24 protein-coding genes and 1 pseudogene are annotated in these 25,546 nt (G+C 72.1%); 19 read left to right on the top strand and 6 right to left on the bottom strand.

Features of this window, described 5'->3' with window-relative positions; all coding sequences use genetic code 11:
* Positions 1-65 precede the first annotated feature (65 nt).
* From ND450_RS12630 to ND450_RS12620, 3 genes are all read left to right on the top strand, one after another.
* Complete coding sequence (locus ND450_RS12630; RefSeq protein ID WP_253326327.1) at positions 66-1,178, top strand: MalY/PatB family protein; 1,113 nt, start codon at positions 66-68, stop codon at positions 1,176-1,178.
* A gap of 66 nt (positions 1,179-1,244) precedes the next feature.
* Positions 1,245-2,195, top strand: coding sequence for an ATP-binding cassette domain-containing protein (locus tag ND450_RS12625; RefSeq protein WP_253326326.1), 951 nt, complete (start codon positions 1,245-1,247; stop codon positions 2,193-2,195).
* On the top strand, positions 2,192-2,965 hold the full coding sequence (locus ND450_RS12620; RefSeq protein WP_253326325.1) for an ABC transporter permease: 774 nt from the start codon (positions 2,192-2,194) through the stop codon (positions 2,963-2,965). The genes ND450_RS12625 and ND450_RS12620 overlap by 4 nt, the downstream gene beginning before the upstream one ends.
* Positions 2,966-2,984: 19 nt before the next feature.
* On the opposite strand, the gene ND450_RS12615 is transcribed toward ND450_RS12620, so the two are convergent.
* A complete protein-coding gene (locus tag ND450_RS12615; protein WP_253326324.1) occupies positions 2,985-6,014 on the bottom strand; it encodes a BTAD domain-containing putative transcriptional regulator in 3,030 nt (1,009 codons plus the stop codon).
* Between the two features lie 79 nt (positions 6,015-6,093).
* On the opposite strand from ND450_RS12615, the gene ND450_RS12610 reads away from it, so the two are divergent.
* On the top strand, positions 6,094-7,362 hold the full coding sequence (locus ND450_RS12610) for a lanthionine synthetase LanC family protein (protein ID WP_253326323.1): 1,269 nt from the start codon (positions 6,094-6,096) through the stop codon (positions 7,360-7,362).
* Here the strand turns inward: ND450_RS12610 and ND450_RS12605 are convergent.
* A complete protein-coding gene (locus ND450_RS12605) occupies positions 7,359-8,363 on the bottom strand; it encodes an LLM class flavin-dependent oxidoreductase (RefSeq protein ID WP_253326322.1) in 1,005 nt (334 codons plus the stop codon). The genes ND450_RS12610 and ND450_RS12605 overlap by 4 nt on opposite strands.
* A gap of 71 nt (positions 8,364-8,434) precedes the next feature.
* Positions 8,435-9,304: a LysR substrate-binding domain-containing protein gene (locus ND450_RS12600; RefSeq protein ID WP_253326321.1), complete on the bottom strand. Its 870-nt coding sequence runs from the start codon at positions 9,302-9,304 to the stop codon at positions 8,435-8,437.
* A 77-nt stretch (positions 9,305-9,381) separates the two neighbouring features.
* Between ND450_RS12600 and ND450_RS12595 the strand changes: the two genes are divergently transcribed.
* From ND450_RS12595 to ND450_RS12575, 5 genes are all read left to right on the top strand, one after another.
* Positions 9,382-10,608 carry an aspartate aminotransferase family protein gene (locus ND450_RS12595; protein WP_253326320.1) on the top strand — a complete coding sequence of 409 codons (1,227 nt, stop codon included), beginning with the start codon at positions 9,382-9,384 and terminating at the stop codon, positions 10,606-10,608.
* A 69-nt stretch (positions 10,609-10,677) separates the two neighbouring features.
* Positions 10,678-11,670, top strand: a complete 993-nt coding sequence (locus ND450_RS12590) for a sensor histidine kinase (protein ID WP_253326319.1) — start codon at positions 10,678-10,680, stop codon at positions 11,668-11,670.
* Positions 11,667-12,293, top strand: coding sequence for a response regulator transcription factor (locus tag ND450_RS12585; RefSeq protein ID WP_253326318.1), 627 nt, complete (start codon positions 11,667-11,669; stop codon positions 12,291-12,293). Before ND450_RS12590 ends, ND450_RS12585 begins: the two co-directional genes overlap by 4 nt.
* Positions 12,294-12,433: 140 nt before the next feature.
* Positions 12,434-12,952, top strand: a complete 519-nt coding sequence (locus ND450_RS12580) for a VanZ family protein (protein ID WP_253326317.1) — start codon at positions 12,434-12,436, stop codon at positions 12,950-12,952.
* The gene (locus ND450_RS12575) at positions 12,949-14,028 is read left to right on the top strand and encodes a glycosyltransferase 87 family protein (protein WP_253326316.1); all 1,080 of its coding nucleotides are present in this window, start codon (positions 12,949-12,951) and stop codon (positions 14,026-14,028) included. The genes ND450_RS12580 and ND450_RS12575 overlap by 4 nt, the downstream gene beginning before the upstream one ends.
* On the opposite strand, the gene ND450_RS12570 is transcribed toward ND450_RS12575, so the two are convergent.
* The 3 genes and pseudogenes from ND450_RS12570 to ND450_RS12560 form a co-directional block, all read right to left on the bottom strand.
* Positions 14,025-14,411, bottom strand: coding sequence for a carbohydrate-binding protein (locus ND450_RS12570; RefSeq protein ID WP_245786409.1), 387 nt, complete (start codon positions 14,409-14,411; stop codon positions 14,025-14,027). The genes ND450_RS12575 and ND450_RS12570 overlap by 4 nt on opposite strands.
* Before the next feature lie 27 nt (positions 14,412-14,438).
* Positions 14,439-16,247 (bottom strand): annotated as a pseudogene (locus tag ND450_RS12565) (glycoside hydrolase family 3 protein); the annotation flags it as partial.
* Positions 16,248-16,377: 130 nt separating this feature from the next.
* On the bottom strand, positions 16,378-16,905 hold the full coding sequence (locus ND450_RS12560; protein WP_253326315.1) for an SMI1/KNR4 family protein: 528 nt from the start codon (positions 16,903-16,905) through the stop codon (positions 16,378-16,380).
* 63 nt (positions 16,906-16,968) lie between these two features.
* On the opposite strand from ND450_RS12560, the gene ND450_RS12555 reads away from it, so the two are divergent.
* From ND450_RS12555 to ND450_RS12510, 10 genes are all read left to right on the top strand, one after another.
* Positions 16,969-17,292 carry a nitroreductase/quinone reductase family protein gene (locus ND450_RS12555; RefSeq protein WP_253326314.1) on the top strand — a complete coding sequence of 108 codons (324 nt, stop codon included), beginning with the start codon at positions 16,969-16,971 and terminating at the stop codon, positions 17,290-17,292.
* A gap of 10 nt (positions 17,293-17,302) precedes the next feature.
* Complete coding sequence (locus tag ND450_RS12550; protein WP_253326313.1) at positions 17,303-18,184, top strand: LysR family transcriptional regulator; 882 nt, start codon at positions 17,303-17,305, stop codon at positions 18,182-18,184.
* Positions 18,185-18,241: 57 nt separating this feature from the next.
* Complete coding sequence (locus ND450_RS12545) at positions 18,242-19,294, top strand: tartrate dehydrogenase (RefSeq protein ID WP_253326312.1); 1,053 nt, start codon at positions 18,242-18,244, stop codon at positions 19,292-19,294.
* On the top strand, positions 19,291-20,163 hold the full coding sequence (locus tag ND450_RS12540) for an alpha/beta fold hydrolase (RefSeq protein ID WP_253326311.1): 873 nt from the start codon (positions 19,291-19,293) through the stop codon (positions 20,161-20,163). Before ND450_RS12545 ends, ND450_RS12540 begins: the two co-directional genes overlap by 4 nt.
* A 20-nt stretch (positions 20,164-20,183) precedes the next feature.
* Positions 20,184-20,453 carry a hypothetical protein gene (locus tag ND450_RS12535; RefSeq protein ID WP_253326310.1) on the top strand — a complete coding sequence of 90 codons (270 nt, stop codon included), beginning with the start codon at positions 20,184-20,186 and terminating at the stop codon, positions 20,451-20,453.
* Between the two features lie 29 nt (positions 20,454-20,482).
* Positions 20,483-21,439, top strand: coding sequence for a bile acid:sodium symporter (locus ND450_RS12530; protein ID WP_253326309.1), 957 nt, complete (start codon positions 20,483-20,485; stop codon positions 21,437-21,439).
* A gap of 22 nt (positions 21,440-21,461) precedes the next feature.
* Positions 21,462-22,928: a sensor histidine kinase gene (locus ND450_RS12525; protein ID WP_253326308.1), complete on the top strand. Its 1,467-nt coding sequence runs from the start codon at positions 21,462-21,464 to the stop codon at positions 22,926-22,928.
* Positions 22,925-23,581 (top strand): response regulator transcription factor, encoded by a 657-nt coding sequence (locus ND450_RS12520; RefSeq protein WP_089921045.1) that lies wholly within the window; start codon positions 22,925-22,927, stop codon positions 23,579-23,581. The genes ND450_RS12525 and ND450_RS12520 overlap by 4 nt, the downstream gene beginning before the upstream one ends.
* A gap of 77 nt (positions 23,582-23,658) precedes the next feature.
* Positions 23,659-24,924 carry an alpha/beta hydrolase gene (locus tag ND450_RS12515; RefSeq protein ID WP_253326307.1) on the top strand — a complete coding sequence of 422 codons (1,266 nt, stop codon included), beginning with the start codon at positions 23,659-23,661 and terminating at the stop codon, positions 24,922-24,924.
* The gene (locus ND450_RS12510) at positions 24,921-25,538 is read left to right on the top strand and encodes a DedA family protein (protein WP_253326306.1); all 618 of its coding nucleotides are present in this window, start codon (positions 24,921-24,923) and stop codon (positions 25,536-25,538) included. The genes ND450_RS12515 and ND450_RS12510 overlap by 4 nt, the downstream gene beginning before the upstream one ends.
* The last annotated feature ends 8 nt before the right edge of the window (positions 25,539-25,546 follow it).

Raw genomic sequence — 25,546 nt, 5'->3', positions numbered from 1 at the left:
CCCACCGGGGGTGCGGCCCCGCTGGGCACGTGACGGCCCGCGCCGGGTGATCTACCTTGAGGTTCATGCCGAACCCGCTGAGCCAGGTGTCGTGGGAACGGGTGCGGCAGCGCACCAGCGCGAAGTGGCGGGAGTTCCCCGAGGACGTGCTACCGCTGTGGATCGCGGAGATGGACGTCGACCCCGCCGAGCCGATCAGGAAGGCGATCGCCGACGCGCTCGCCCTCGGTGACACCGGCTATCCGGCGGGCACCGCCTACCCCGAGGCGCTCGCGGGCTTCGCGAAGCAGCGCTGGGACTGGGACCTGCCGGTCGAGCGCACCGCTCTCGTGTCCGACGTGATGCTCGGCGTGGTCGAACTGATCAAGCTGGTCTCCGGGCCCGGCGCTCCGGTGATCGTCAGCCCACCGGTGTACCCGCCGTTCTACCTCTTCGTCCGGAGCATGGGCCGCGCGGTCGTGGAGGCGCCGCTGCGCAACGGGCGCCTCGACCCGGAGGTGCTGGAGAGGACGTTCCGGCACGTCAAGGCCGACCGCCCGGTGTACCTGTTGTGCAACCCGCAGAACCCGACCGGCGCCGTCCACACCGTCGAGGAGCTGACCACGCTCGCGCGACTGGCCGCGCGGTACGGGGTCCGCGTGATCGCCGACGAGATCCACGCGCCGCTCGTCTCCGCGAGCACCAGGTTCGTGCCCTACCTCAGCGTCGACCCCGTCGGCCTGTCGCTCATGTCGGCGTCGAAGGGCTGGAACCTGGCGGCGGTGCGGGCGGCGGTCGCGATCTCGAACACCGACGAGCTCGCGACACTGCCCGAGGAGGTCAGCCACGGGCCGAGCCACTTCGGCGCGATCGCCCACGCCGCCGCGTTCCGGGAGGGCGGCGCGTGGCTCGACGCGTTGCTGCAAGGCCTCGACGAGAACCGCAGGCTGCTCCAGGACCTGCTCGCCGAGCACCTGCCGGAGATCGGCTACCAGCCCTCCGAGTCCACCTTCCTGGCCTGGCTCGACTGCCGGGCCGTCAGCGACGACCCGGCGGCGTTCTTCCTCGAACGGGGGCGGGTCGCCCTGATGTCCGGCGCCGGCTTCGGCAGCGGGGGAGAGGGCCACGCCCGGTTCAACATCGGCACCTCGCCCGAGATCATCACCGAGGCCGTGCGCAGAATGGCCGCCAGCCGCTGACAGCGCGCTGCCAGCGGCCTGCCAGCGCGGGGGCGCACAGTTCCTCCTGAACCACAGGGAGGAACGATGGCACTCGCGATCAGGGCAGAAGGCCTGGTCAAGCACTACGGGGAGACCAAGGCGCTGGACGGCGTCGACCTCGAGGTGCCGGAGGGGAGGGTCGTGGGCGTGCTCGGGCCGAACGGCGCGGGCAAGACCACGGCGGTGCGGGTGCTGGCGACGTTGCTGCGCCCGGACGCGGGACACGCGACGGTGCACGGGCACGACGTCGTGAAGGACCCGAGGGCAGTGCGGTCGCTGATCGGGCTGACCGGGCAGTACGCGTCGGTGGACGAGGACCTGTCCGGCACGGAGAACCTCGTGCTGCTGGCCCGGCTCCTGGACTTCTCGCGCGCGGGGGCGAAGGCCAGGGCACGCGAGTTGCTGGAGCAGTTCGAGCTCACCGACGCCGCCGGCCGGGCCGCCAAGACGTACTCGGGGGGCATGCGCCGGCGGCTCGACCTCGCGGCCAGCCTGGTCGGCAACCCGTCCGTGCTGTACCTGGACGAGCCGACGACGGGGCTGGACCCGCACGCCCGCAACGAGGTGTGGGCGGTGGTGCGCAAGCTCGTCGCGAACGGCGTGACGGTCCTGCTCACCACGCAGTACCTCGAGGAAGCCGACCAGCTCGCGGACTCGATCACCGTGTTCGACCACGGCCAGGTCGTGGCGCAGGGCAGGCCCGACGAGCTGAAACGGCGTGTCGGCGGGCAGACGCTGCAGGTGCGGCCGACGTCGTTGCGCGACCTCGACAGCGTTTACCGGATCCTCGGTGACCTCACCGGCGCGCGGCCGACGCGGGACGACGACACGGGACTGCTGACGGCGCCGGTGAACGACCCGGTGCTGCTGTCCACCCTGGTCCGCAAGCTCGACGAGGCCGGTATCACCGCGGACGAGCTGGCGCTGCGGCTGCCCTCGCTCGACGAGGTGTTCCTGGCGCTGACCGGCAAGCAGACCGAGGGGAGCCTGGCATGAGCACGATCGCGCTGGATCGGGGAGCGCGCCACGGCCTCGCGCTGGCCTGGCGGGGAATCCTCAAGATCCGCAAGAACCCCGAGCAGCTGGCGGACGTGACGCTCGCGCCGATCGTCTTCCTGGTGATGTTCACCTACCTCTTCGGCGGTGCGCTCGCCGGGAACACCGACGCCTACCTGCAGATGCTCGTGCCGGGCATCCTGGTCATGAACATCCTGCAGGCCAGCATGACGGCGGGCGTGCAGCTGAACACGGACGTCTCCAAGGGCGTGTTCGACCGGTTCCGCTCGATGCCGATCGCCCGGTCGGCCCCGCTGATCGGCGCGGTGGTGGCGGACGTCGTGCGGTACGTCGTGTGCATCGTCGTGCTGCTGGTCGTGGCCACGGTCATGGGTTTCCGGGTGCAGACCGGTCCGGCGGAGCTGTTGATCGCGGCGGGCCTCGCGATCCTGTTCGGACTGTGCTTCTGCTGGGCCTCGGTGTTCGTGGGCATGCTGCTCAAGACCCCGCAGGCCGTGCAGGGCCTGATGTTCGTGCTGATCATGCCGCTGACGTTCGGCAGCAACGTGTTCGTCGGCACCTCGACGATGCCGGGCTGGCTGAAGGCCTGGGCGGACATCAGCCCGGTCAGCCTCCTGTCGGACGCGCTGCGCGGGCTGCTCAACGGCGGCGCGATCGCCGGACCGCTCACCGGGTCGCTGATCTGGATGGTCGCCGTGGTCGCGGTGTTCTTCCCGCTCGCGATGTGGGCCTACCGCAAGCGCGTGTGATTCGCGGACGAGGCGGGTCTCAGCCGGTGCTGAGGCCCGCCTCCTCGCGCACCCGGCGCAGCGCCTCGGCCTTGGTGATCGTCAGCCGTTCCGGCTCACCCAGCTCGGCGACCAGCCGCCGCACGTCCGGGTCGCCCATGTCGAGGCGGCCGCGGATCACGTGGGCGAGGGCGAGCACGCGCACGGTCGCGTCGTCACGGCCCTGTGCGTGGCGGACGAGGGCGAGCAGTTCGGTGACCGTCGCGAGGTCCGGCATGTCGGCCCGTTCCGACGTCGTCCGGACGGCCTCCGCGGTGAAGGCCGCCGCCTCGTCCAGGTCCCCGTCGGCGAGCGCGATGCGCGCGTCGAGCATGGCGGCCCACTCCGTGACGAACGACCCGAGCGCGGCCGACGCGGTGGCCTGCCGCCTGAACGACCGGCTCAGCGCGCGTGCCTGCTCGACGTCCCCCGCCCGCAGCACGACCTCGGCCTTCGCGTAGCCGAGCATCGCGGACAGCTGGTCGTTGCCGACGTCCCTCACGAACTGCTCCGCCGCGACCACCTCGCGCGCGGCCGCCGCGTGGTCGCCCATCCGGGCGTACTCCACCGCGAGCCGCCACCGCTGCTGCACGGCGTCGTCCTGCGACCGCAGCTCCGTCGCCACCGCCAGCCCGCGTTCGTAGAGGTCGATCGCCGCCTGGTTGTCGCCGGTGTGCGAGACGAACGCGGCCTTCATGCCGAGCGTCATCGCCGAACCCCACCGGTCGCCGATGGCCGTGAACTGGTCGTACGCGCGGTCGCGGGCCTGCTCGGCGCCTTCGAGATCACCCTCGTCGACGAGCATGAAGCTGAGCGCCCACTCCGCGCCCGCCCGCGCCCACGCGTCCTCGCTCGCCGCCGCCCGCTGCACCTCACGCCGCGCGAGCTCGGTGTTCTGGCTCAGGAACGCGAGCATCGGCAGTGCGATCGCGAGAGACGGGTACTTCTGGACGGCGCCGCTGTTCACGCAGCTCTCGATGACCACCGCGGCCTCCGCGGAGTCCGTCACGCCGGGCACCGCGGCCATGATGAGCTGCATCGCCCGGAACGTCGCCGCCCGGTCGGGCGGCAGCAGTTCGCCGAGCGCGAGCACGTCGCGCACGGACATCTCCGCGCGTTCGTTGTCGCCCTTGACGAGCCAGTACCAGAACGAGCCGCCGAGCAGGTCCGCCGCCAGCTCGACCTCGCGGTCGTCGATCGCCCCGCGCAACGCGGAGATGATGTTGTCCTGCTCGGCCTCGTACACGTCGATCGCCTCGAGCTGGCGCGCGGTGCGGGTGAGCGGCTCCCACCGCTCGGTCAGCTCGCGGTAGTAACGCCGGAACCGGCCGACGACCTCCCGCTTCTCCCCGGACGCGTCGAGCTGCTCGTCGGCGTAGACCCTGATCGTCTCCAGCATCCGGTAGCGCGGCTCGCCGTCGATCTCGACGGCGTCCACGATGGACTTCTCGACCAGCGACGTGAGCACGTACAACGCGTCCGGCAGGCAGACGGCCTCGATCGCGGCCAGGTCGGCGCCCGCGGGGAACACCGCGAGCCGCCTGGCGAGCCGCAGCTCCTCGTCGGTCAGCAGGTCCCAGCTCCACTCGACGACCGCGCGCAACGTCCGCTGGCGCGGCAACGCCGTGCGGCTGCCCGAGGTGAGCAACCGGAACCTGTCGTCGAGGCGCTGGGTGATCTGCCTGATCGTCATCGACCGAAGCCGGGCGGCCGCCAGTTCCAGCGCGAGCGGCATGCCGTCGAGCCGGCGGCAGACCAGCCGCACGTCGTCCACAGTGGACTCGTCCAGCCGGAAGCCGGGCTTCACCGCGCTCGCCCTGTCGAGGAACAACCGCACCGAGCCGAACCCGGCCACGTCCGCCTGCCCGTTCGGCACCGCCAGGGGGCCGACCGGGCACAGCGACTCGCCGTCGATCGCGAGCGGCTCCCTGCTGGTCGCGAGCACCCGCAGGTTCGGCACCCGGCGCAGCAGCTCGGTGGTGAACTCGGCCGCGGCGCCGATGAGGTGCTCGCAGTTGTCGAGCACCAGCAACGACTCCCCGGCGCCGAGCACCTCGGCGATCCGGTCCATGCCCTCGGCGGCCCGCCGCCTCGGGTCGCCGGTGAACGTCAGCTCGAACGCGCTGAGCACCGCGCCGGCCAGGTCCTCCGCCGCCCGGATGCCGGCCAGCGCCGCGAACCACACGCGCCCCTTGCCGTGCAACGGATGCCGTGCCGCGATCTCGGTGGCGAGCCGCGTCTTGCCCGCGCCGCCGGGCCCGACGAGGGTCACCAGCCGGGCCTGGCCGAGCAGCGCGGCGATCTCCGCGAGCTCGTCGTCCCGCCCGACGAAACTGGTGAGCCGCACCGGCAACCGGTCGACGACGGGCCGCGGTCCCAGTTCGCCGCGCAACGCCGCCAGGTGGACGTCCTGCAGCTCCTGGGAGGGGTCGACGCCCAGTTCGTCCGCGAGCCGGCCGCGGACCTCGGCGTAGACGCGCAGCGCGTCGGACTGCCTGCCCTGCGCGCACAACGCCCGCATCAGCAGCCCGGCCAGCCGTTCCCGCAGCGGATGCTTCTCGTGCAACGCCGTCAGCGCGGCGACGTTCAGCTCGCCCCGGTCCTCCTCCGCGGAGAGCCGTGCCTCCTCGAGCCGCGCGGCGGTGGGCCCGGCGAACGGCGCCTCCCGCACGTCGGCCAGCGCGTCACCCCGCCACAGCGCCAGCGCCTCGTCGAGTCGCCCCGCGGCTTTGAGCCGTTCGAACCGGAACACGTCGACGTCCTCGGTCGCGACGCCCAGCCGGTACCCGCCCGGCTCCAGCGCGACGGGACAGACCTTGCGCAGCCTCGACACGAGCGACTGCAGCGCGTTCCCGGCGTCCGCGGGCGGCTGCTCACCCCAGAGGTCGTCGATCAGCGTCGTCGTCGGCACCGGACGGCCGGGGTCGAGCGCGAGACGGGCCAGGAGCATGCGGACGCGGGCACCACCGATGTCGACCGGTGTGCCGTCGTCGGCCTCGACGGCCGTCGGTCCCAGCAATGCCACGCGCACGGTTCCAGCTTTCCAGATCACGAGCGGCGACCAGGTGCGAACACCCGGTGCGCGTGGCGGTCGTGCCATGATCGGGCGCATGGCGAAGTTCTGGGGGACCGCCGAGGCTGCTTGGCGATGGGTGCTCGACCAGGTGCGGCACGACGCCGACGGGGTGTGGATCCCGGAGTTCCGGGGTGGTGACCTGGAACGCGGGTGGCGCGAGGACATGTACTCGGGTGTCGGCGGATTGGCGCACGTGCTGGCGGAGATCCGGTTGTTCCGGGAGTGGACGGCACGTGAGCAGGAGCTGGCGGACGCGATCGCGGCGAGGGTCGCGGCGAGGATCAGCGCGACGGACGGCATCAGCTTCTTCAGCGGGACGGTCAGCGCGATCAGCGTGCTGACGGCGCTGGGGGCACCCGGTGCGGACGAGGCGGTCGCCAGGACGCTCGAACTGTCCACACCGGACGGGTGGCCCAACGAGCACCTCGTGCCGCCGAGGTTCCGGGAGGGGGCCCGGTCCCACGACCTGACGGTGGGCACGGCCGGCGTGCTGCTGGGCGCGGTGTGGGCACGGCGTCACGGCGTGGCGGGGGCGGAGGAACTCGCCGACCTCGCGGCCGGAATCCTGCTGGCCGAACGGGAGGAGGTGCCCGCCGGGCTCAACTGGCGGATGGTGCCGGCGCGGTTCTGCGTCGAGCAGAGGGAGCTCCCGAACTTCTCGCACGGCCTCGCGGGCGTCGCGACGGCGCTGGCCCTGGCCGGTGCCGAGTTCGGGCGACCGGACCTCGTCCAGGCCGCCACCGCCGGTGCCGAGCACCTGGTGGTCCTGGGCGACCGGTCCGACGGCGGGTTGCGCCTGCGGACGCGGATTCCGCAGATCGAGGAGGTGGACGAGTTCAGCTACGGCTGGTGCCACGGCCCGACCGGGACCTCGTTGCTCTGGCCCGCGCTGGGGCGTGCGGGCGTGCCCGAGGTGGCGGGTGTGGAGGTCGGGGAGTGGCGGCGGCGTTGCCTGCACAGCGTGCGCGTCTCCGGGCTGCCTGAGCGGAGGTACCCCGGTTTCTGGGACAACGACGGCCGGTGCTGCGGTACCGCTGGTGTCGGTGACGTGCTCCTGGACTCCGGGCAGCACACGGACTTCGCGCTCCACCTCGCCGACGTGGTGGTGGACCGCGCGATCCCGGACGGCGACGGGGTGTGCTGGCGGTTCACCGAGCACCGCGACGAGGAACCGTTGCTGCCACCCGGCGTCGGCTGGATGCAGGGGGCGGCGGGCATCGCCGGGTTCCTGCTCCACGCCGGACGCGTGGCCGGGGGCGACACGCGGTCCGTGCCGCGCATCGACACCTGGTGGACGCTCTAAGCCGGTGACCAGCCCAGCTCCGGGCCGAGATTGGTCGCGACGTCCGTCAAGATCTGCACGTAGTCCTCGTGGTCGAAGCTGAACGGCAGTGCGAACGCCACCTCGTCGACCTCCTGGAACGCGACGTGCGCGTAGAGCTGCTCGGCGATCTCGGCGGAGGTGCCGATCAGGTCGCGCTCGAACATGAACTTGCGCGGGCCGAACGTCCTGCCGGCCCGGTCCGCGCGTCCCTCGACGTAGGCCTGGTACTTCGCGCGCTGCTCCGGTGATGCCGAGTCGGTCGGGATGACCACGAGACCCTGCGACACCCGCCCGCCACCGGCCTCGCGGAACGTCCTGATGTGCGACAGCTGGGTCTCGGCGAAGTCCTCGGAGATCTCGGACTGGGCCACGTTGCTGGTCAGCAGGTTCAGGCCGTGCTCGCCCGCCCACCGCGCCGAGCGCAGGCTGCCGCCGCCGTACCAGATCCGGTCGCGCAGGCCCTGGGCGTGCGGCTGGACGCGGTCCGACCACACCTCGATGCCCTCGACGCCGCTGAACGACACGACCTTCTCGCCGCCCACGAAGTCCAGCAGCCGCTGCACCCGGTCGTAGCTGAAGTTCTCGACGTCCGCCGTCTCGGGGTAGAGCGCGCCCTTGACGTCGTCCCAGTGCATCGGCGGCCCGACGCTGATGCCGGGGTTCAGCCTGCCGCCGGACAGCACGTCGACCGTGGCCAGGTCCTCGGCGAGGCGCAGCGGGTTCTCCCAGCCCAGCGGGATGACGGCGGTGCCGAGCTGGATGCGGCTGGTCCGCTGGGTGGCGGCCGCGAGCACCGCGACCGGCGAGGAGATGCCGAACTGCAGGTGCCGGTGCCGCACCCACGTGCTGTCGAACCCGAGCTCCTCGCCCAGCACGATCACGTCGAGCGTGTTCCGGTGGCCCGCACCCGGATCGTGCTCGTCGAACAGCCCGATGGTGAGAAAACCGAGCTTCCGCAACGGCTCTGACTTCCGCGGCACGGAACCCTCCTTCGACGTCTCCTCCCGATTTTAGATGACATCTCAACTAGTTCCAGATGCTGGAACGAACGTCACCTCTCGTCCGACTGCGAGCGGGTGTGCAGGGCGTCGAGCACCGCGGTGATCGCGGCGCGCGAGTCGCGGCGCACGGCGGCGGTGATCCTTCTCGTCACCGGCAGCTCCCTGGTGACCACGTCGAACCGGCGGTCGACGGCCAGCGCGGGCAGCACGGCGACCGCGAGCCCGGCCTCGACGTGCTCGAGCGTCAGCATGTAGTTGCTGAAACGGCCGACCACCTTCGGCTCGAAGCCCGCCTGCCGGCACAGCCGGGTCGCGAGGTTCGCCATGTACGAGCCGGGGACGTCGAACGCCCACGGCTCGTCCTTGCAGGCCGCGATGTCGTTCTTCGGCTGGCCGGGTGGCGTGAGCAACACGATCGGGTCCTCGCCGAGCGGCACGACGTCGATGTCGCGCGGCACCGGTTGTTCCACGAAGTCGGTGGTCGTGATGATCACGTCGACCTCGCCCGCGAGCAGCGCGGGCATGCTGGCGTGCGGTTCCATCTCGACGATCTCGACGTGCAGGTGGGGGTGGTCGAGGCGTTGGATCGCGGGCACGGCCAGCGTGTGGATGGAGCTCTGGAACGCGCCGAGCCGGATGAGGCCGGACGGTTCCTGGCTGAGCTCTCGCAGCTCGGCCTCGACCGCCTCCATCTGGTCGAGGATGGACCGGGCCCGGCGGGCGAGGATCAGCCCTGCCGAGGTGAGCCGGACGCGCCTGCCGGTCCGTTCGAGCAACTGCGTGCGCGTCTCGTTCTCGAGCACCGCGAGCTGCTGCGACACGCTTGAAGCACTCAGGTTCGCGGCCTGCGCCACGGCCCGCACGGTGCCCAGCGCGTCGAGCTGGCTGAGCAGGCGCAGGCGCCACGGGTTGAGCGTCATGCTGTGCAGTATTTCCGAACAGCGAGCGTGGCATTGTGAGATGGACCTGTTGCTCGGCCGGTTCTAGCGTCGGGGACATGGACACCTTCTGGGACGACGTCGACCGCCACCTCGTCCGCTACGGCGGCACGTTCACGCGCGAGATCATCGACAGCGCGTCGGGGAGCTTCCTGTTCACCGAGGACGGGCGCCGGGTCCTCGACTTCACGTCCGGGCAGATGAGCGCGATCCTCGGCCACTCGCACCCGCGCATCGTCGAGACGGTGCAGCGCCAGATCGCGAACCTCGACCACCTGTTCAGCGGCATGCTCAGCCGTCCGGTCGTCGACCTGGCGCGGCGGCTGTCGGACACGCTGCCCGCCGGGTTGTCGAAGGTGCAGCTGCTGACCACCGGCGCGGAGTCGAACGAGGCCGCGCTGCGCATGGCCAAGCTCGTCACCGGCAAGCACGAGGTGGTGGCGTTCGCCCGCTCGTGGCACGGCATGACCGCCGCCGCGGCCGCCGCGACCTACAGCGCGGGCCGCAAGGGCTACGGTCCCGCCACGCCCGGCAACTTCGCGATCCCGGCGCCGTCCGGTGACTGGCAGGCACAGCTCGACCTGGCGTTCGACCTCATCGACGCTCAGTCCGTGGGCTCGCTGGCCGCCTGCATCGTCGAGCCGATCCTGTCGTCGGGCGGGATCCTCGAACCGCCGGTCGGCTACTTCGCCGCGTTGTCCGAGAAGTGCCGCGAGCGCGGGATGCTGCTGATCTTCGACGAGGCGCAGACAGGCCTGTGCCGCACGGGCACCTGGTACGCGTTCGAACGCGACGGCGTGGTGCCGGACATCCTGACGCTGTCGAAGACCCTAGGCGCCGGCCTGCCGCTGGCCGCCGTGATCACCTCGGCCGAGATCGAGGCGGAGGCGCACGCCCGCGGGTACCTGTTCTTCACCACGCACGTGTCGGACCCGCTTGTCGCCGCGGTCGGCAACACCGTGCTGGACGTGCTGACCGAGGAACGCCTCGATGAACGCGCGGCGAAGCTCGGCGCGTTCCTGCGCAACGGCCTCGACGACATCGCCGCGAGGCACGACCTGGTGACGGACGTCCGCGGGCGCGGGCTGCTGGTGGGTCTGGAGATCGCGGACGAGTCGCTGTCCGCGCCGATCACCCAGAGGTGCCTCGACCTGGGACTGCACATGAACATCGTGCAGATCCCCGGGATGGGCGGGGTGTTCCGGATCGCGCCGCCGCTGACGGCGACGGAGGAGGAGCTGGCGCTCGGGCTGGGCATCCTGGACGAGGCCATCGGCGCCGCCTGACCACTTGGCCATCCGCCTCGGTCCGACAGCCGAGGCGGGTGGTCCACCGGCTCTCCTACGATCGCCCGCATGCGGGTACACCATCGGCCGTTCGTCGCCACCGCGGTCGTCTGTGCGGCCGTGTTCGTGATCACCGGGCTCAGCAACGGGTTCAGCCGGGCGTTCTTCCAGGACGCTCCCGGTGTCGGCCCCACGCTGTTGCGGACCCCGTTCGTGGCGACCGTCCAGGCGCTCCTCGTGCTGGGAGTCGTCTTCTGGCTGGCCTGGAAGGCGCCGCTGTGGCCGGCGGTGGCGTCGGTCGCGGCGCTGGAACTGGTGTCCGCGCACGCCACCTGGGTCAGCTTCCGCTTCACCTACCTCCCGCTGGTGCTCGCGGCCGGTCTGGTCGCCGTCGGCGCGGGGCTGTACGCGCGCCTGTTCGAGCAGTCACGGGCGGAACGGTGGGCTGCGGCGGAGGAACGGGCACGGCGCGACGAACGCCTCGACATGGCCCGCGAACTGCACGACGTGGTGGCGCACCACGTCACGGGCATGCTGGTGCAGGCACAGGCCGCGCTCGTCGTGGCGGAGCAGGACAAGGACAGGGCGTGCGGGATGCTGAACGGCATCGTCGACGGCGGGACCGACGCGCTGGGCGCGATGCGCCTGATGGTCAGGACGTTGCGGGACAACGGTGCCGCTGCCGCGACCGGTGACCTCTCCGCCGATCTGCTCCAGCTGGTGGAGAAGTCCGGGCTGAAGGTGCGCGCGAACGTCGAGCTCCCCGCGGACGTACCGGCGGAGCTGGGGCGGTCGGTGCTCCGGCTGGTGCAGGAGTCCCTGACCAACGTCCGCAAGCACGCCGTGGACGCGACCGACGTGGAGGTGGACGTGCGGCTCGGCGCGGGAGCGGTGATGCTGTCCGTTGTGGACAACGGCACGGCACGGCCCTCGCACTCCGGCGGGTTCGGTCTGGTGGGCATGCGGGAACGCGTGCACGAGCTGGGCGGGCGGTTCTTCGCGGGGCCCACCGGGGACGGCTGGCTGGTCACCGCCGAACTGCCGCTGGAGGTGCGCGCGTGATCTCCGTTCTCATCGCGGAGGACCAGGACATGGTGCGGGCCGGGTTCCGGCTGATCCTCGACGCGCAGCCCGACATCAGCGTGGTCGCGGACGTCGCGGACGGGATCAGCGCCGTCGAGCAGGCCCGTTCGCTGGAGCCGCAGGTGTGCCTGGTGGACGTGCGGATGCCGGGGCTCGACGGCCTGGAGGTCACCCGTCAGCTCGCCCCGCACACCCGCGTCGTGATCGTCACGACGTTCGACAGCGACGAGGTGCTGAACAAGGCGCTGGACCTGGGCGCGTGCGGGTTCCTCACCAAGGACGCGTCGCCCGGGTTGCTCGCCGAAGCGGTCAGGTCCGCGGCGCGCGGGGACGTCCTGGTGTCACCGCAGGTGGTGCTGCGGGTGCTGCGCCGGTCGACGCCACCGGTCGCGTCCGCCGACGCCCAGGTGCTGACCGAGCGCGAGCTCGAGGTCGTGCGCCACGTCGCCAAAGGCTTGAGCAACAACGAGATCGCGGCCGCGATGAAGGTCTCCGTGTCGTCGGTCAAGGCCTACCTGGCGTCGGTGCAGACCAAGGTCGGCGCGCGCAACCGCGTCGAGATCGTGGCGTGGGCGTTCCGCGCGCACGTGGTGGCCGGCTGACCCGAGCCGTTCGGCCAGTTCTGGGCCCGCGGGTGGCCTGATGGCCATGATCTTCCGTCCCCCGGGCCGATCCGGCGGGACCCGCTCCGCCGACAGGATCGTCCACAACGGATTTCGTTGTGGGCGAGGGGTTTCCAGTCGTGCTGAACGTGTCATCGGTGGTGGGCGAGATCGGCAGGGCCTTGGAGAACCCGCTGATCGCGGGTGGTCTCCTGGTCGGGGCCGTGGTGCTGGGTCTCGGCGCGGGGTTCGCCGCGCGGAGATTCGGGTGGCGGCCGGTTCCCGCGGTGTTCGCGGGGATCTTCCTGGGCGTCGTGCTCGGGGTGACGCTCTCGCGGGCGGTGCCCGACTGGGCGCAGTGGCCCGGCCACGAGTTCTGCCACGTCAACGGGTTCTCGCTGAACGGCTCGGGGGAGTTGCTGAACGCGCTGCTCTTCGTGCCGCTGGTGTGGTGCGCGGTCCTCGCGACGCGCCGGCCGCTCGCGGTGGCGGTCTCGGCAGTGGCCCTGAGCGCGTCCATCGAGGTCGTTCAGCCGCTGATCGGCCGCGGACTGTGCGAGACGCAGGACTTCCTCAACAACAGCGCGGGAGCCGTCGTGGCGGCTGTCGCGGCGGCCGGATACCTGGTGCTGCGCGACCGAACTGCGGCACACCGGTGAACGCCCGGAGGTTCTGGGCCGCGATCTCCGGCGGCCTGCTCGTGTGGGTCCTCGTGCGCAGCTTCGGCAGCGGTGTGCTGGACCTGAGGGTCTACCTCGCGGGCGGCGAGGCGTGGCTCGCGGGCACCGGCCTGTACACCGCGGACTTCCACGCGCCGGGCGGGTTGCCGTTCACCTACCCGCCCTTCGCGGCGATGCTGTTCAGCGTCCTGACACCGCTTCCCCTGGCCGCCGCGGCGCTGCTGTTCACCGCACTGGGCATCGGCCTCTTCACGGCGGCCGCCCGCACCTGGGCGGGGTTCGGCGTGATCGCGCTGTGCCTGCTTCTCGAACCCCTGCGCATCACCCTCGACCTCGGCCAGATCAACCTGGTCCTGCTCGGCCTGGTCGCCGCCGACTGCCTGCTGCCGCGCACGCCCTGGCCTCGCGGGATGCTCGTCGGACTGGCCGCGGCGATCAAGCTGACCCCGGCCGTCTTCGTGCTGTTCTTCGTGTGCCGCAAGCGCTGGAAGCCCGCCCTCACCGCCGTCGCGACGTTCGCGGCGTGTGCAGCGCTGGCACCCGGCCAGGCTCGGGAGTTCTGGCTGCACGCGATGCTCGACCCGGACCGCGTCGGCGGCGTCGCCTACAGCGCGAACCAGTCGTTGCGCGGCCTGTTCTCCCGGCTCGGCGCACCGGAGTCCACCTGGATCGTCGCGGCGGTGGCGGTGCTGGCGCTGACGGTCGTGGTGCTGCCCCGGCTGCGCGACGACCTCACGGCACTCGTGGCGACGGCGGCGGCCGGGCTGCTGATCTCGCCGGTGTCCTGGTCGCACCACTGGGTGTGGATCGCGCCGGCGTTGGTGTTGCTGCACGGCCGCGTGAGGATCGCCGTCGTGGCGGTGTTCGCGGTGGGGCCGCACTGGTTGCTGCCGACGGCAGGGGACCGCGAGCTCGCGTGGACGTGGTGGCAGCACGTCGTCGGCAACACCTACGTCTGGCTGGGGCTCGCGTTCCTCGGCTGGTGCGCCGTGCGGGTCGGGCAGAACCGGCTGGACGGGGTTCCAGTGCGGAACCCCGTCCAGCCACAGCACTAGCGCGCGAACTGGAACCAGTTCACGTTGGCCAGGTCGCCTCCGGTGCCCCCGGTCGCCACCAGGTACAGCCGGTGCACTCCGGTCGCCCCGGAGGCCGCGGCCGTGCGGCTCGTCCACGTCTGCCAGCCACCCGTGCTCGCCGCCGAGACGGTCGCGACCAGAGGGCCGGTCGGGCTGTCCAGGCGGAACTGCAGGGTGCCGCCGGCCGTGGAGCCGGAGGCAAGACGCGTGGTCACGGAAGTCGGTGGCGTGGCGCCGAAGTCGACGTCCGCGTAGGCCACGTAGTCGCCCGGCGTCAGGTAGCCGACGTTCTGGCCGCAGCCCGAGTCCGTGCAGCGCTCGACCTGGGTGCCGCGCTGGTCGTCGTAGTACGAGGCGCCGATGATGTTGTAGGGGTTCTGTGTGGTCGGGAACTGCGCGCCGAAGCCGTACGGGAAGAGCGGTGTTTTGCCGTCGCCGACGTTGATCGGCTGTTGCGAGGCGCTCTGCATCCACGTGAACGGCAGCGTGGCGGTCGGTTTGTGGTCGCCGAACAGGACGTCCGCCACGCCGTTGCCCTCGGTGCCGGGCAGCCAGGCCGCCACGAGGGCGTGCCACTGCGGCAGTTGCGCGGCGATGTCCAGCGGGCGGCCGGAGACGAGCACCACGACGACCGGGACACCGGTGGCGCGCAGCGTGTTCAGGGTCGCGACGTCCTCGGCGTCGAGGCCCAGGCTCCCCGGCCGGTCACCCGCACCCTCGGTGTACGGGGTCTCACCGACGACGGCGATCGCCGCGTTGTAGGTGCCGTCGATGCCGGTGCCGTTGCGGTTGTACGTCACCGTGGTGGACGACGAGACGGCCGAGCGGATGCCCTGCAGCACAGTGGTTCCCGGCGTGACGGGCCCGCTGCCGCCCTGCCAGGAGATCGTCCAGCCGCCGCTCTGGTAGCCGATGTCGTCGGCGCTCTTGCCCGCCACGAAGATCTTCGACGCGGTCTTCGGCAGGGGGAGGACGCCGTTCTGGTTCTTGAGCAGCACCTGCGACTTGCGGACGGCCTCGCGGGCCAGTGCGCGGTGAGCGGCGTTGCCGACCGTTGGGGTGTAGGCCCGGTCGGTGAGCGGCTTCTCGAACAGGCCCAGCTCGAACTTCTTGGTGAGGATGCGGCGGTTGGCGTCGTCGATGCGCGACATCGGCACACGGCCCGCCTGCACCTCCTGCTTGAGGTACGTGATGAAGGTGCGCCACGCGGACGGCGCCATGATCATGTCCAGGCCCGCGTTGATCGAGTCGCGCACCTCGGCGGGGGTGAAGCCGGGTTGGCCGTCGATCTGGTCGATCGCGTTCCAGTCCGACACGACGAGGCCGCCGAAGCCGAGCTCGTTCTTCAGCACGTCGGTGATGAGGTACTTGTGGCCGTGCAGCTTCGTGCCGTTCCAGCTGCTGTAGGTGATCATCACCGAACCGACGCCGCGCGCGACGGCCTCGCGGAACGGCGGCAGGTGCGTCGCCCGCAGCTCGGCCTCGCTGACCTGCGTGTTGCCCTGGTCGGTGCCGCCGGTCGTGCCGCCGTCACCGATCCAGTGCTTGGCCGTGGCGAGGACCGAACCGGGGTCCGAGAGCTTCGCGCCCTGCAGGCCGGTGATCATCGTCGTCATCGACGTCGCGTCCTGCGGCGTCTCACCGAACGACTCGTAGGTGCGGCCCCACCGGTCGTTGCGCGCGACGCAGAGGCACGGCGCGAAGTCCCAGTCGATGCCGGTGCCCGACACCTCCTCGGCCGTGGCGCGCCCGATCCGTTGCACCAGCGCGGGATCACGCGTCGCGCCCAGGCCGATGTTGTGCGGGAAGATCGTGGCGCCGACGACGTTGTTGTGGCCATGCACGGCGTCCACGCCGTAGATCATGGGAATTCCCAGCGGGGTGGCCAGAGCCGCGCGCTGGAAGTCGTCGTACATGTTCGCCCACGACGTGGCGTTGTTCGGCGACGGCGCGGAACCACCGCCGGACAGCAGTGACCCGATCCGGAAGTTCGTCAGGTCGGCGTTGCTCACCGCGTTGCGCTCCGCCTGCGTCATCTGCCCGACCTTCTCGTCGAGCGACATGCGGCCGAGCAGGTCGGCGACGCGGGCCGCGACGGGCTGCGCCGGGTCCTTGTAGATCGGGTCGGCCGCGGCGGCCGCGGGAGTCGGGATGACGGCGGCACTGAGCAGAAGTGCGGCCGCGAGGAACGTTCTCACAGGGCAGACCTCCGGGGACTGAGGTCCTGTTTACCTTGCGGCACAACAGGGTTCACCGAGCGTAACCCGCGTGCGCAAAGTGGTATAGACCAGCGGGGAACCGGTCCTGGTTCCGGTTCCCCGCACGCCCCTAACGGCACCAGGACTGGACCGTCTCCTCGAAGTCGGGGAACTCGGCCCGCGCCGCGGCCAGCACCTCGGCGGGCGTGCGCGGCGGGGTCCCGGAGTACTTCTCCGCGACCGCGCGCAGCTCCGCGTGCGGCACCCCGCTGTCGGACCCGAACTCGACGGCCTCCTGCGGCCCCACCCCGCCCGCGAGCAACCAGAGGAACTCACCGAGGTTCGTCGCCACCGGCCCGACCTCGCCCTCCGACCCGAGGAACACGACGGGCTGAGCCGTCAACGGCCCCTCGCGCACCAGCCACAGCACCGCGAGCCCGCCGGTGCCGTCCTGCCCGAACGGCCGGAACGCGGCACCGTCCAGCTCCTTGTTCCCGGTCCAGGAACGGATCCAGTCGGTCGTCTCCTCGGCGGAGTCGAACTCCTGGTACGGCTCGTAGTCGATGCTGCCCTGCGCGGGGTCCTCGCTCCACGGGAAGTCGATGCCGCTGAGAGCGGCCAGCGCGGCGGGGAAGGCGCGGTCGTCGGTGATCTCCACGCGCGCACGCTACTTCAACGGATCGCGCGTCGACGGCGTCTTGGACGAGGAGAGGAGGCCGACATGCCGATGCTCAGGTGGTGGGGCCGCATCCACAGGCGCACGGCCGGCACGCGGGCCGTGCTCACCCACGTCGGCCGCAGCTCGGGAATGCCCTACCGCACCCCGGTGGGAGCGCACCCGGTCGAGGGCGGCTACCTGGTGCGCGGGCCCGGTTCGGACTGGGTGCGCAACGTGGTGGCGGCAGGGCACGCGAAGCTCGCGGTCGACGGCGAGGACGTCGACCTGACGGCGCCGCGCGTGGTGGGGGAGGCGGAGGCGTGCGCGGCGTTGGGGGTGAAGGCGCTCCGCGTCGCCGGGTTCGTCCGGATGGACGTCGCCCGCTAGCCTGCGCAGGATGGACGTCCGGCAGTTGCGCTACTTCCTCGCCGTCGTGGACCACGGCAGCGTGAACAAGGCGGCCGCCGTCCTGCACGTCGCGCAGCCCTCCCTGTCCCAGGCGATCCGGGCGCTCGAACGCGACCTCGGGGTCGACCTGTTCCGCCGGGTCGGGCGCCGGTTGGTGCTGGCGGACGCCGGTGAGGCGTTGATCGGGCCCGCCCGGCAGGTGGTGCGGGTGCTCGCCACGGCGCGGGCCAGTGTCGACGAGGTCGCCGGGCTGCGGGTCGGGCGGGTCGAGATCGCCGCCATGCCGTCGCAGGCGGTGGAGCCGCTCGCCCGGATCGTCCAGGCCGTCACGGAGGAGCATCCCGGGCTGTCGGTGGCGGTGCGGGCCGCCTCGACGGCCGAGGACGTCGTCGACGCCGTCCGGAGTGGACGGACCGAGCTGGGGCTGCTCGGGGCACCGGAGCCGGTGCGGGACGCGCGGGTGCGGGTGTGGCAGTTCGGGCGGCAGCGGTTCGTGCTGGTCTGCCCGGCGGGCGGGCCGTTCGCGGCGGGGGCCGTGGTGCGGCACGAGGACCTGGCCGGGCAGCGGTTGATCGTCGGGCAGCCCGGCACCGGGATGCGGCGGGTGGTCGACGAGATCCGGGCGTCCGGGGTGGAGCTGACCGAGGTCGTGGAGACCGAGCACCGGGAGGCCATCCTGCCGCTGGTGCTCGGCGGTGTCGGGATGGCCGTGCTCGCCGACTCGTGGGCGCCGCTCGCACGCCAGGCCGGTGCGCTCGTGCTGGACCTCGAACCCGCCCGCCACCTGCACCTGGCCCTGGTCACCGGGCACGGCGAGCTGACGCCGGCGGCGAGTGCGTTCCTGCACGTCGCTCATAGCCTGAGCCTCTGACGCTGAGTGGAGCCACGTCTTGGACGGCGGTGTGCGGCCGGTGGTGTCATCGGGGTCATGGTCACTCACCGCATCGCGCTCATCCCGGGGGACGGCATCGGGCAGGAGGTCACGCCCGCCGCCTGCCGGGTGCTCGAGGCCGTCGGCGCGCGGCACGGCATCTCGTTCTCCTACGACGAGTTCGACTGGTCCTGCGCCCGCTACGCCGAGCAGGGCGCGATGATGCCCGCCGACGGCCTCGACCGGATCCGCCACCACGACGCGGTGCTGCTCGGCGCGGTCGGTGATCCCTCGGTACCGGACCACGTGTCGTTGTGGGGACTGCTGATCCCGATCCGGAGGAGCTTCCGGCAGTACGTGAACCTGCGGCCGGTCAAGGTATTCGACGGCGTCGAGAGCCCGGTGCGCGGGGCGGGCGCGATGGACCTGGTCGTCGTCAGGGAGAACGTCGAGGGCGAGTACAGCGAGGTCGGCGGCCGGTTCGGGCGCGGGTTCGCGGAGGAGATGGCCGTGCAGGAGTCGGTCTTCACGCGGGCCGGGGTGGAGCGCATCGCCGACTACGCGTTCCGGCTGGCCGGGCGGCGGCGCGGGCACGTGACGTCGGCGACCAAGTCGAACGGGATCGTGCACACCATGCCGTTCTGGGACGAGGTCGTCGCGGAGAAGGCACTGTCCTTCCCGGACGTCGCGCTCCACTCCGAACACATCGACGCGTTGTGCGCCAAGGTGGTCCTCGACCCGGCGCGGTTCGACGTCATCGTCGGCTCGAACCTCTTCGGTGACATCCTCAGCGACCTCACCGCCGCCGTCGCGGGCAGCATCGGCATCGCGCCGTCTGCGAACATCAACCCCGAGCGCGACTTCCCGTCGATGTTCGAGCCGGTGCACGGCTCCGCGCCGGACATCGCGGGCAAGGGCGTCGCCAACCCGCTCGGCGCGATCTGGACCGCCGCGCTGATGCTCGACCACCTCGGCCACCCCGACGCCGCCGCCGAGGTGGAGCGCGCGATCGCGGACGTGCTGGCCACGACCCCGGTCCGCACGCCCGACCTGGGCGGCACCGCGTCGACCGGCGAGTTCACCGGCGCCGTGCTGGACTCGCTCCGGTGAGCGTCCCGCTGCCGTTCTCCTACCGCACGGTCGACGCGGACGGCGTGCGCATCCGGTGCGCGATCGCGGGCGACGGGCCGCCGCTGCTGCTCCTGCACGGCTATCCGCAGACCCACGTGATCTGGCACCGCGTCGCCCCGCGGCTCACGGCGGGCCACACGGTCGTGCTCACCGACCTGCGCGGCTACGGCGACAGCGACAAGCCCGCCCCCGGCCCGGGAGACCACGAGTACTCGAAGCGCCGGATGGCCCGGGACCAGCTGCTGGTCATGAACGCGCTGGGCTTCGACCGGTTCGGCGTCGCGGGCCACGACCGCGGCGGCCGGGTCGCCCACCGCCTGGCCCTGGACGCGCCCGAGGCCGTGACCGCGCTGGCGGTGCTGGACATCGTGCCCACCCGCCACACCTTCGAGCACGCGGACAAGGAGTTCGGCCTCGGCTACTTCCACTGGTTCTTCCTGGCCGCGGGCAACGGCATCCCCGAGCACCTCATCGGCGCCGACCCGAGGTTCTGGATCACCACCCGCATGAACGCCCGCCACCACGGGGGCGCCGCCTTCGACCCGGCGGCCGTCGAGGAGTACGTCCGCTGCTTCTCCGACCCCGCCGCGATCGCCGCGTCCTGTTCCGACTACCGCGCCGCCGCCGGCATCGACCTCGAGCACGACGCCGCGGGTGGCGTGGTCGAGGCGCCGCTGCTCGCGCTGTGGGGTGAGCACAGCTTCGTCGGCCGCCACTACGACGTGCTGGAGGTGTGGCGGGAGTACGCGCGGGACGTGCGCGGTGAGGCGTTGGACTGCGACCACTACCTGCCGGAGGAACGGCCGGACGAGGTGGCGGCCGCGTTGGGGGACTTCTTCCGATCCTGACGGTGTCCTGCGGTCGTGGCATGGACGACGCAGAAGCGTGGGTGCCGGACGCGTGCACCTTGCCGACGGCGGACAGGCCGTTCCGCGTGGCCGAGTTCGACGACCTGCTCGCCGGCGTCGTGCGCCACCGCCCGGAGAGGACGCGGCTGGTGCTGGAACTGGAGCCGCGGCCGCTGCTCGTTCTTCACGTTCGAGCTGACGGCGACCGGTGGAGCGCTGAGCCTCGCGATCTCGGTGCCGCAGTCGCGGGCCGAGGTGCTGGACGCGCTGGCGACGAGGTGAGGGGATAGCGTCCTGATCGTCCGATCGGGAGGGTGTCGTGCCGGGGTTCGTCGCGGGGGTGGAACGTCACCAGGTCGCCGTGTACCTCGGCGCGCTGGCGGCAGGCGGTGTGGCCGGATGGGCGGCACCGGATGCGGGCCCGGCGCTCGAACACCTCATCAACCCCGTGCTGGCGGTCCTGCTGTACGTGACGTTCCTGCAGGTCCCGGTGGCCGAGCTGGGGCGGTCGCTGCGCTCGGGCCGGTTCCTCGCGGCCGCGCTCGTCGTGAACTTCGTCGTGGTGCCGTTGGTGGTGGCCGCGATGTTCGCGTTCCTGCCCGCGGATCAGGCCGTGCGGATGGGCGTGCTGCTGGTGCTCCTCACGCCGTGCGTCGACTACGTGATCGTGTTCAGCGGACTGGCGGGTGCCGCCAACCAGCGGTTGCTCGCGGCGACGCCGTTGCTGCTCCTCGCGCAGATGGTGTTGTTGCCCGGCTATCTGCTGCTCTTCCTCGGTGACGACCTGGCCGTGGTCGAGCCCGGGCCGTTCGTCGAGGCCTTCGTCGTGCTGATCGCGGTCCCGCTGGCGCTGGCGTGGCTCACCCAGGTGTGGGCGTCCAGGCTGATCGGCACGATCAGCACTTCGATGGTGCCGTTGATGGCGGTGACGCTGTTCACCGTGGTGGCGTCGCAGGTGCCGAAGCTCGGCGGCGACCTGCCGCAGGTCGTGCGGGTGGTGCCGTTCTACGTGGCGTTCCTCGTGGTGATGGCGTTCGGCGGGCTCGCGGTCGCCCGGTTGTTCCGCCTCGGTGTGCCGGACGCCCGCGCGGTGGTGTTCACCGGGGCCACCCGGAACTCGCTGGTCGTGCTGCCGCTGGCGCTGGCGCTCGACGACGTCGCCGCGGTCGTCGTGGTCGCGCAGACGCTGGTCGAGGTGGTCGGCATGGTCGTCTTCGTGCGGGTGGTGCCGCGGCTGGTGCCGTCACGCGCGCGCCCGGCGGACGCTCACTCCTGAGCAGTTCTTCTACGATGAACCGATGAGGTGCGGCTGGGGGCTGCGGTGGCCGGACGCCGTGCTGTGGGTGGTCCTGGTGGTGCCGTTGGTCCCCGGAGCCGTGGGTGATCCCGTCGAGCTGGTCGCCGGTCTGGTCCTGCTGACCGCTGCGGTGGTGCTCTTCCCGAGGTTTCCGGTGTGGACGGTCTGTGCGCTCGTCGCGGCCGCGGCGATACCGGCGCTGGTGCTGGCCCCGACCGTGACGAGTGCGCCGTGGGTCTGGCCGATCCTCGCGGCCGGGGCGTTCGGGTTCCGCGCGGGCCGGCGGGTCGTGGACCCGGTGCTCGTGCCGCTGGCCGCCGTGCTGCTGGCGGGGCTGCCGGTCAGCGTGCTCGCGGACGGCTCGGTGCGGGGAGGGTTCGGCCTGGTCTTCGGTGTCTACGACTGGTTCCTGGTGGTGCTGGTCGTGCTGGTCGTGGTCCTCGGACCGTGGCTGCTGGGCCGGTACCTCAGGGTGCGCGCCGAGCTCACGTCAGCGGGACTGGACCAGGCCGCGCTGCTCGAACGGACCCGCATCGCACGGGACATGCACGACTCGCTCGGCCACGAGTGGGGGCTGATCGCGTTGCGCGCGGCCGCCCTCGAGGTGTCGCCGGACCTGCCCGAACACCATCGGGCGGCGGCCGGTGAACTGCGAGCCGGAGTCGCGGCGGCGACCGAACGGCTGCAGGAGATCATCGGGGTGCTGGGGCCCAGAGACGAGCGGCCCGACACGGGCGCGCTCGTGGAGCACGCGGCCGCGGCGGGCATGGAGGTGTCGTGGATCCCGGCCGAGCGGTCACCCGAGGTCGTCGAACGCGCCGTGCACCGGATCGTCCGGGAAGGACTGACGAACGCGGCCAGGCACGCGCCGGGAGCACCGGTGAGCGTGCGGGTGGAACGGCTGCACGCCAGCACGAAGGTCACCGTGGCGAACGGACCGGCGACCCGCGAACCCGATCCGGCCGGTGGCGGCACCGGGCTGGCGGGCCTGGCCGAACACACCCGGCTGCTGGGCGGCACGCTCACCGCCGAGCCGCGCGACGGCGGGTTCGCGCTGGTCGCCGAGTTGCCGCACGACGCAAGGCCCGCCACCGTCGCCCGGCCCGCCCGCCGCGACCTGGCCGGCGTGGCCCGAGGCCCCGTGCTGGCGGGCCTCTCCGTCGCGGTGCTCGCGATGGCGCTCTACGCCACCGTCGGCGCCGGCAACAGCCTCGACCCCGCTACCTTCGACGAGATCCGGCTCGACGCGCCGCGTGCGGAGGTCGAGGCGCGCCTGCCACCGTTCCAGATCCTGGGAGACCCCGAACGCATGCTGTCCGACCCGCCGCCGGGCGCCGACTGCCGCTACCACTGGTCGACCGAGCAGACGGACGACCGGCTGTTCTTCCGCCTGTGCTTCGCGGCGGACCGGCTGGTGCTCAAGGAGACCGTGCCGCGCAGCGCGATCTCGGCGGGGCAGGCGCGGTGATCCGCGTGCTGCTCGCCGACGACGAACCCCTGACCAGGGCCGGGGTGCGCGCCGTGCTCGGCGCCGAGCCCGAGTTCGAGGTGGTCGGCGAGGCGGCCGACGGACGCGAGGCGGTCGACCTCGCGCAGGCGCACCGGCCGGACGTCGTGCTGCTCGACATCATGATGCCGCGCCTCGACGGACTGGCCGCGGCGGCCGAGATCCGCCGCACCGTCCCGGACACCGGCGTGATCATGCTGACGACCTTCTCCGAGGACGAGCACATCGCCCGCGCGTTCGACGGCGGCGCCAGCGGGTTCCTGCTCAAGACCGGAGATCCGAGGGAACTGTTCGCCGGGGTCAGGGCCGTCGCGGAGGGGGCCGCGTACCTGTCGCCGAAGATCGCGCACTGGGCGATCCGGCGGCTGGGCGGCGAACGGGTGTCCGGCGCGGCGCGCGCACGGGACCTGGTCGCGGGGCTGACCGAGCGCGAACGCGAGGTGCTCGCCCTGGTCGGCGCCGGGCTGCCCAACGCCGAGATCGGGCGGCGGCTGCACGTCGTGGAGGGCACGGTGAAGGTGTTCGTCAGCTCCATCCTGCGCCGGCTGGAGGTGCCGAACCGGGTGCGTGCCGCGATCATCGCGTTCGAGGCGGGGCTGGTCGACCGGGACTGACCTATGTCTTCCGGTCAGTGCGCCGGGTGGCGTTCGACAGATGCCGGTCGGTGGGGGTGATCGACAGGCTGGGTCGCATGAAGATCAGGTACAGGGCCCGTGTCGCGGCGGTGTGCGTGGGGATGCTGGGGGTGGGGGTCGCTCCGGCCTCGGCCGAGATCGGCGCCACCGGCTCGCTCGCGGTTTCGGCCGATGCTGCCGGCGGATCGCCCACGAGGTTCACCGACCGCTCGCCTGCGGCCTCCGCCGCCACTGCTCCCGCTCCCACCGCCACCGGGTCGCCCACCACCTCCATCGAGCTCACCCTGCCGCGTCCGTCGGGCCCCTTCCCCGTGGGCACCACCGAACTCCACCTGGTCGACCCCACCCGCGCCGACCCGTGGGCGCCGGGCCGGTCGCGCGAGTTGATGATCTCCCTCTGGTACCCCGCGCTGCCCTCCCACAGGCCGCCGGCCCGCCACCTCAGCCCGGGCATCGCGGCGTTCTACGACCAGACCTCCGCAGCCTCCGTCGGGCTGGCCCCCGGTGTCGCCGACTTCGCGGGTACCGCTACCCACGCGAAGGTCTCGCCTCCGCTGCCCGGACGCCGTCCGGTGGTCCTCTACTCGCCGGGGCGCGGGCAGTCGCGGTCGTTCGGCACCACGCTCGTCGAGGACCTCGCGAGCCGGGGCTACGTCGTCGTGACGATCGACCACACCTTCGCGGGGCCGGTGGAGTTCCCCGACCGCGTCGAGCTCCCGGTCCGCGGCGCGGACACGGCGCTGATGATGCGGGAACGGGTGCGCGACACGAGTTTCGTGCTGGACCGGCTCGCCGCCACCGGGCTCGACGTGTCGGAGGTCGGCATGGCCGGGCACTCGATGGGCGGGTTCACCGCGGCCGAGGCGATGCTCAGCGACCGGCGCATCGCCGCGGGGGCCAACCTCGACGGCGGCCTGGACCCGAGGTCGGGTCAGGCGAGCGCGCGGGGTGCCGACCGGCCGTTCCTGCTCATGGGCGGCGGGACCAGCGGTGCGGACGACCTGCCGCACGACCACGTGCACGCACCGGACTGGGCATCGTTCTGGGCGAACTCGACGGGCTGGAAACGGGACGTGCACCTGCGCGAGGCGGAACACGCGAGCTTCACCGACGCCCAGGTGCTGCTGCCCCAGATCAACCGGAAGCACCCGCTGCCCGCCGACCGGCTCGCGGCGGCGATCGGTACCATCGACGCCGGCCGAAGCCTTGCCGCACAACGGGAGTACGTCGCCGCCTTCTTCGACCTGCACCTGCGCGGGCGGTCCACCACCCTGTTCGACGGCGACTCGCCCGCCCACCCGGACGCGAGGCTCGTCCCGTGACCGCGTTCCTCGACTGGCTCGCGAACCTGCCGCAGGTCTGGGTGGTGGTCGCGGCCGGGCTGCTGGTGTTCGGCGAGTGCACGCTCGGGCTGGGGTTCATCGCGCCCGGCGAGACCGGGTTGTTCGTGCTCGGCACCACCGCGACGAGTCCGCCCGCGTTCGTGGTGATGTGGCTGGTGACCACGGTGTGCGCGGTCGGTGGCGACTCGGTCGGGTTCTGGCTCGGCAGGCGGTACGGCACGCGGCTGCGCGAGTCGCGGATCGTGCGGCGGCACGGCGGGCGGCACTGGGACCGCGCCACCGCCTTCCTGCGGCGACGGGGAGCCGTCGCGGTGCTGATCGCGATCTTCCTCCCCGTCCTGCGCACGCTGCTGCCCGCGGCCGCGGGGGCCGCCGGACTGCCGTACCGGACGTTCCTGCCCGCCGTGCTCGCCGGCGCGACCGGGTGGTGCGCGCTGCACATCGGGCTCGGCGCCGCGGCGGGGGAGACGGCCCGCAGGATCGAGAAGGTCGTCGGCACCGGAAGCACGGTCGTGGCCGCCGTGGTGGTCGTCGTGGCCGTGGTCGTGGTCCGGTCAGGAATCGAGAAGCACCGGGCACGGGACGGCGCCTAGCGTTTCCC

The sequence above is a fragment of the Lentzea sp. HUAS12 genome (assembly GCF_024125735.1).
GTDB lineage: Bacteria > Actinomycetota > Actinomycetes > Mycobacteriales > Pseudonocardiaceae > Lentzea > Lentzea albida.
Note: the sequence above shows the minus strand (reverse complement) of the source record. Positions and strands in the feature narration are given on the sequence as shown.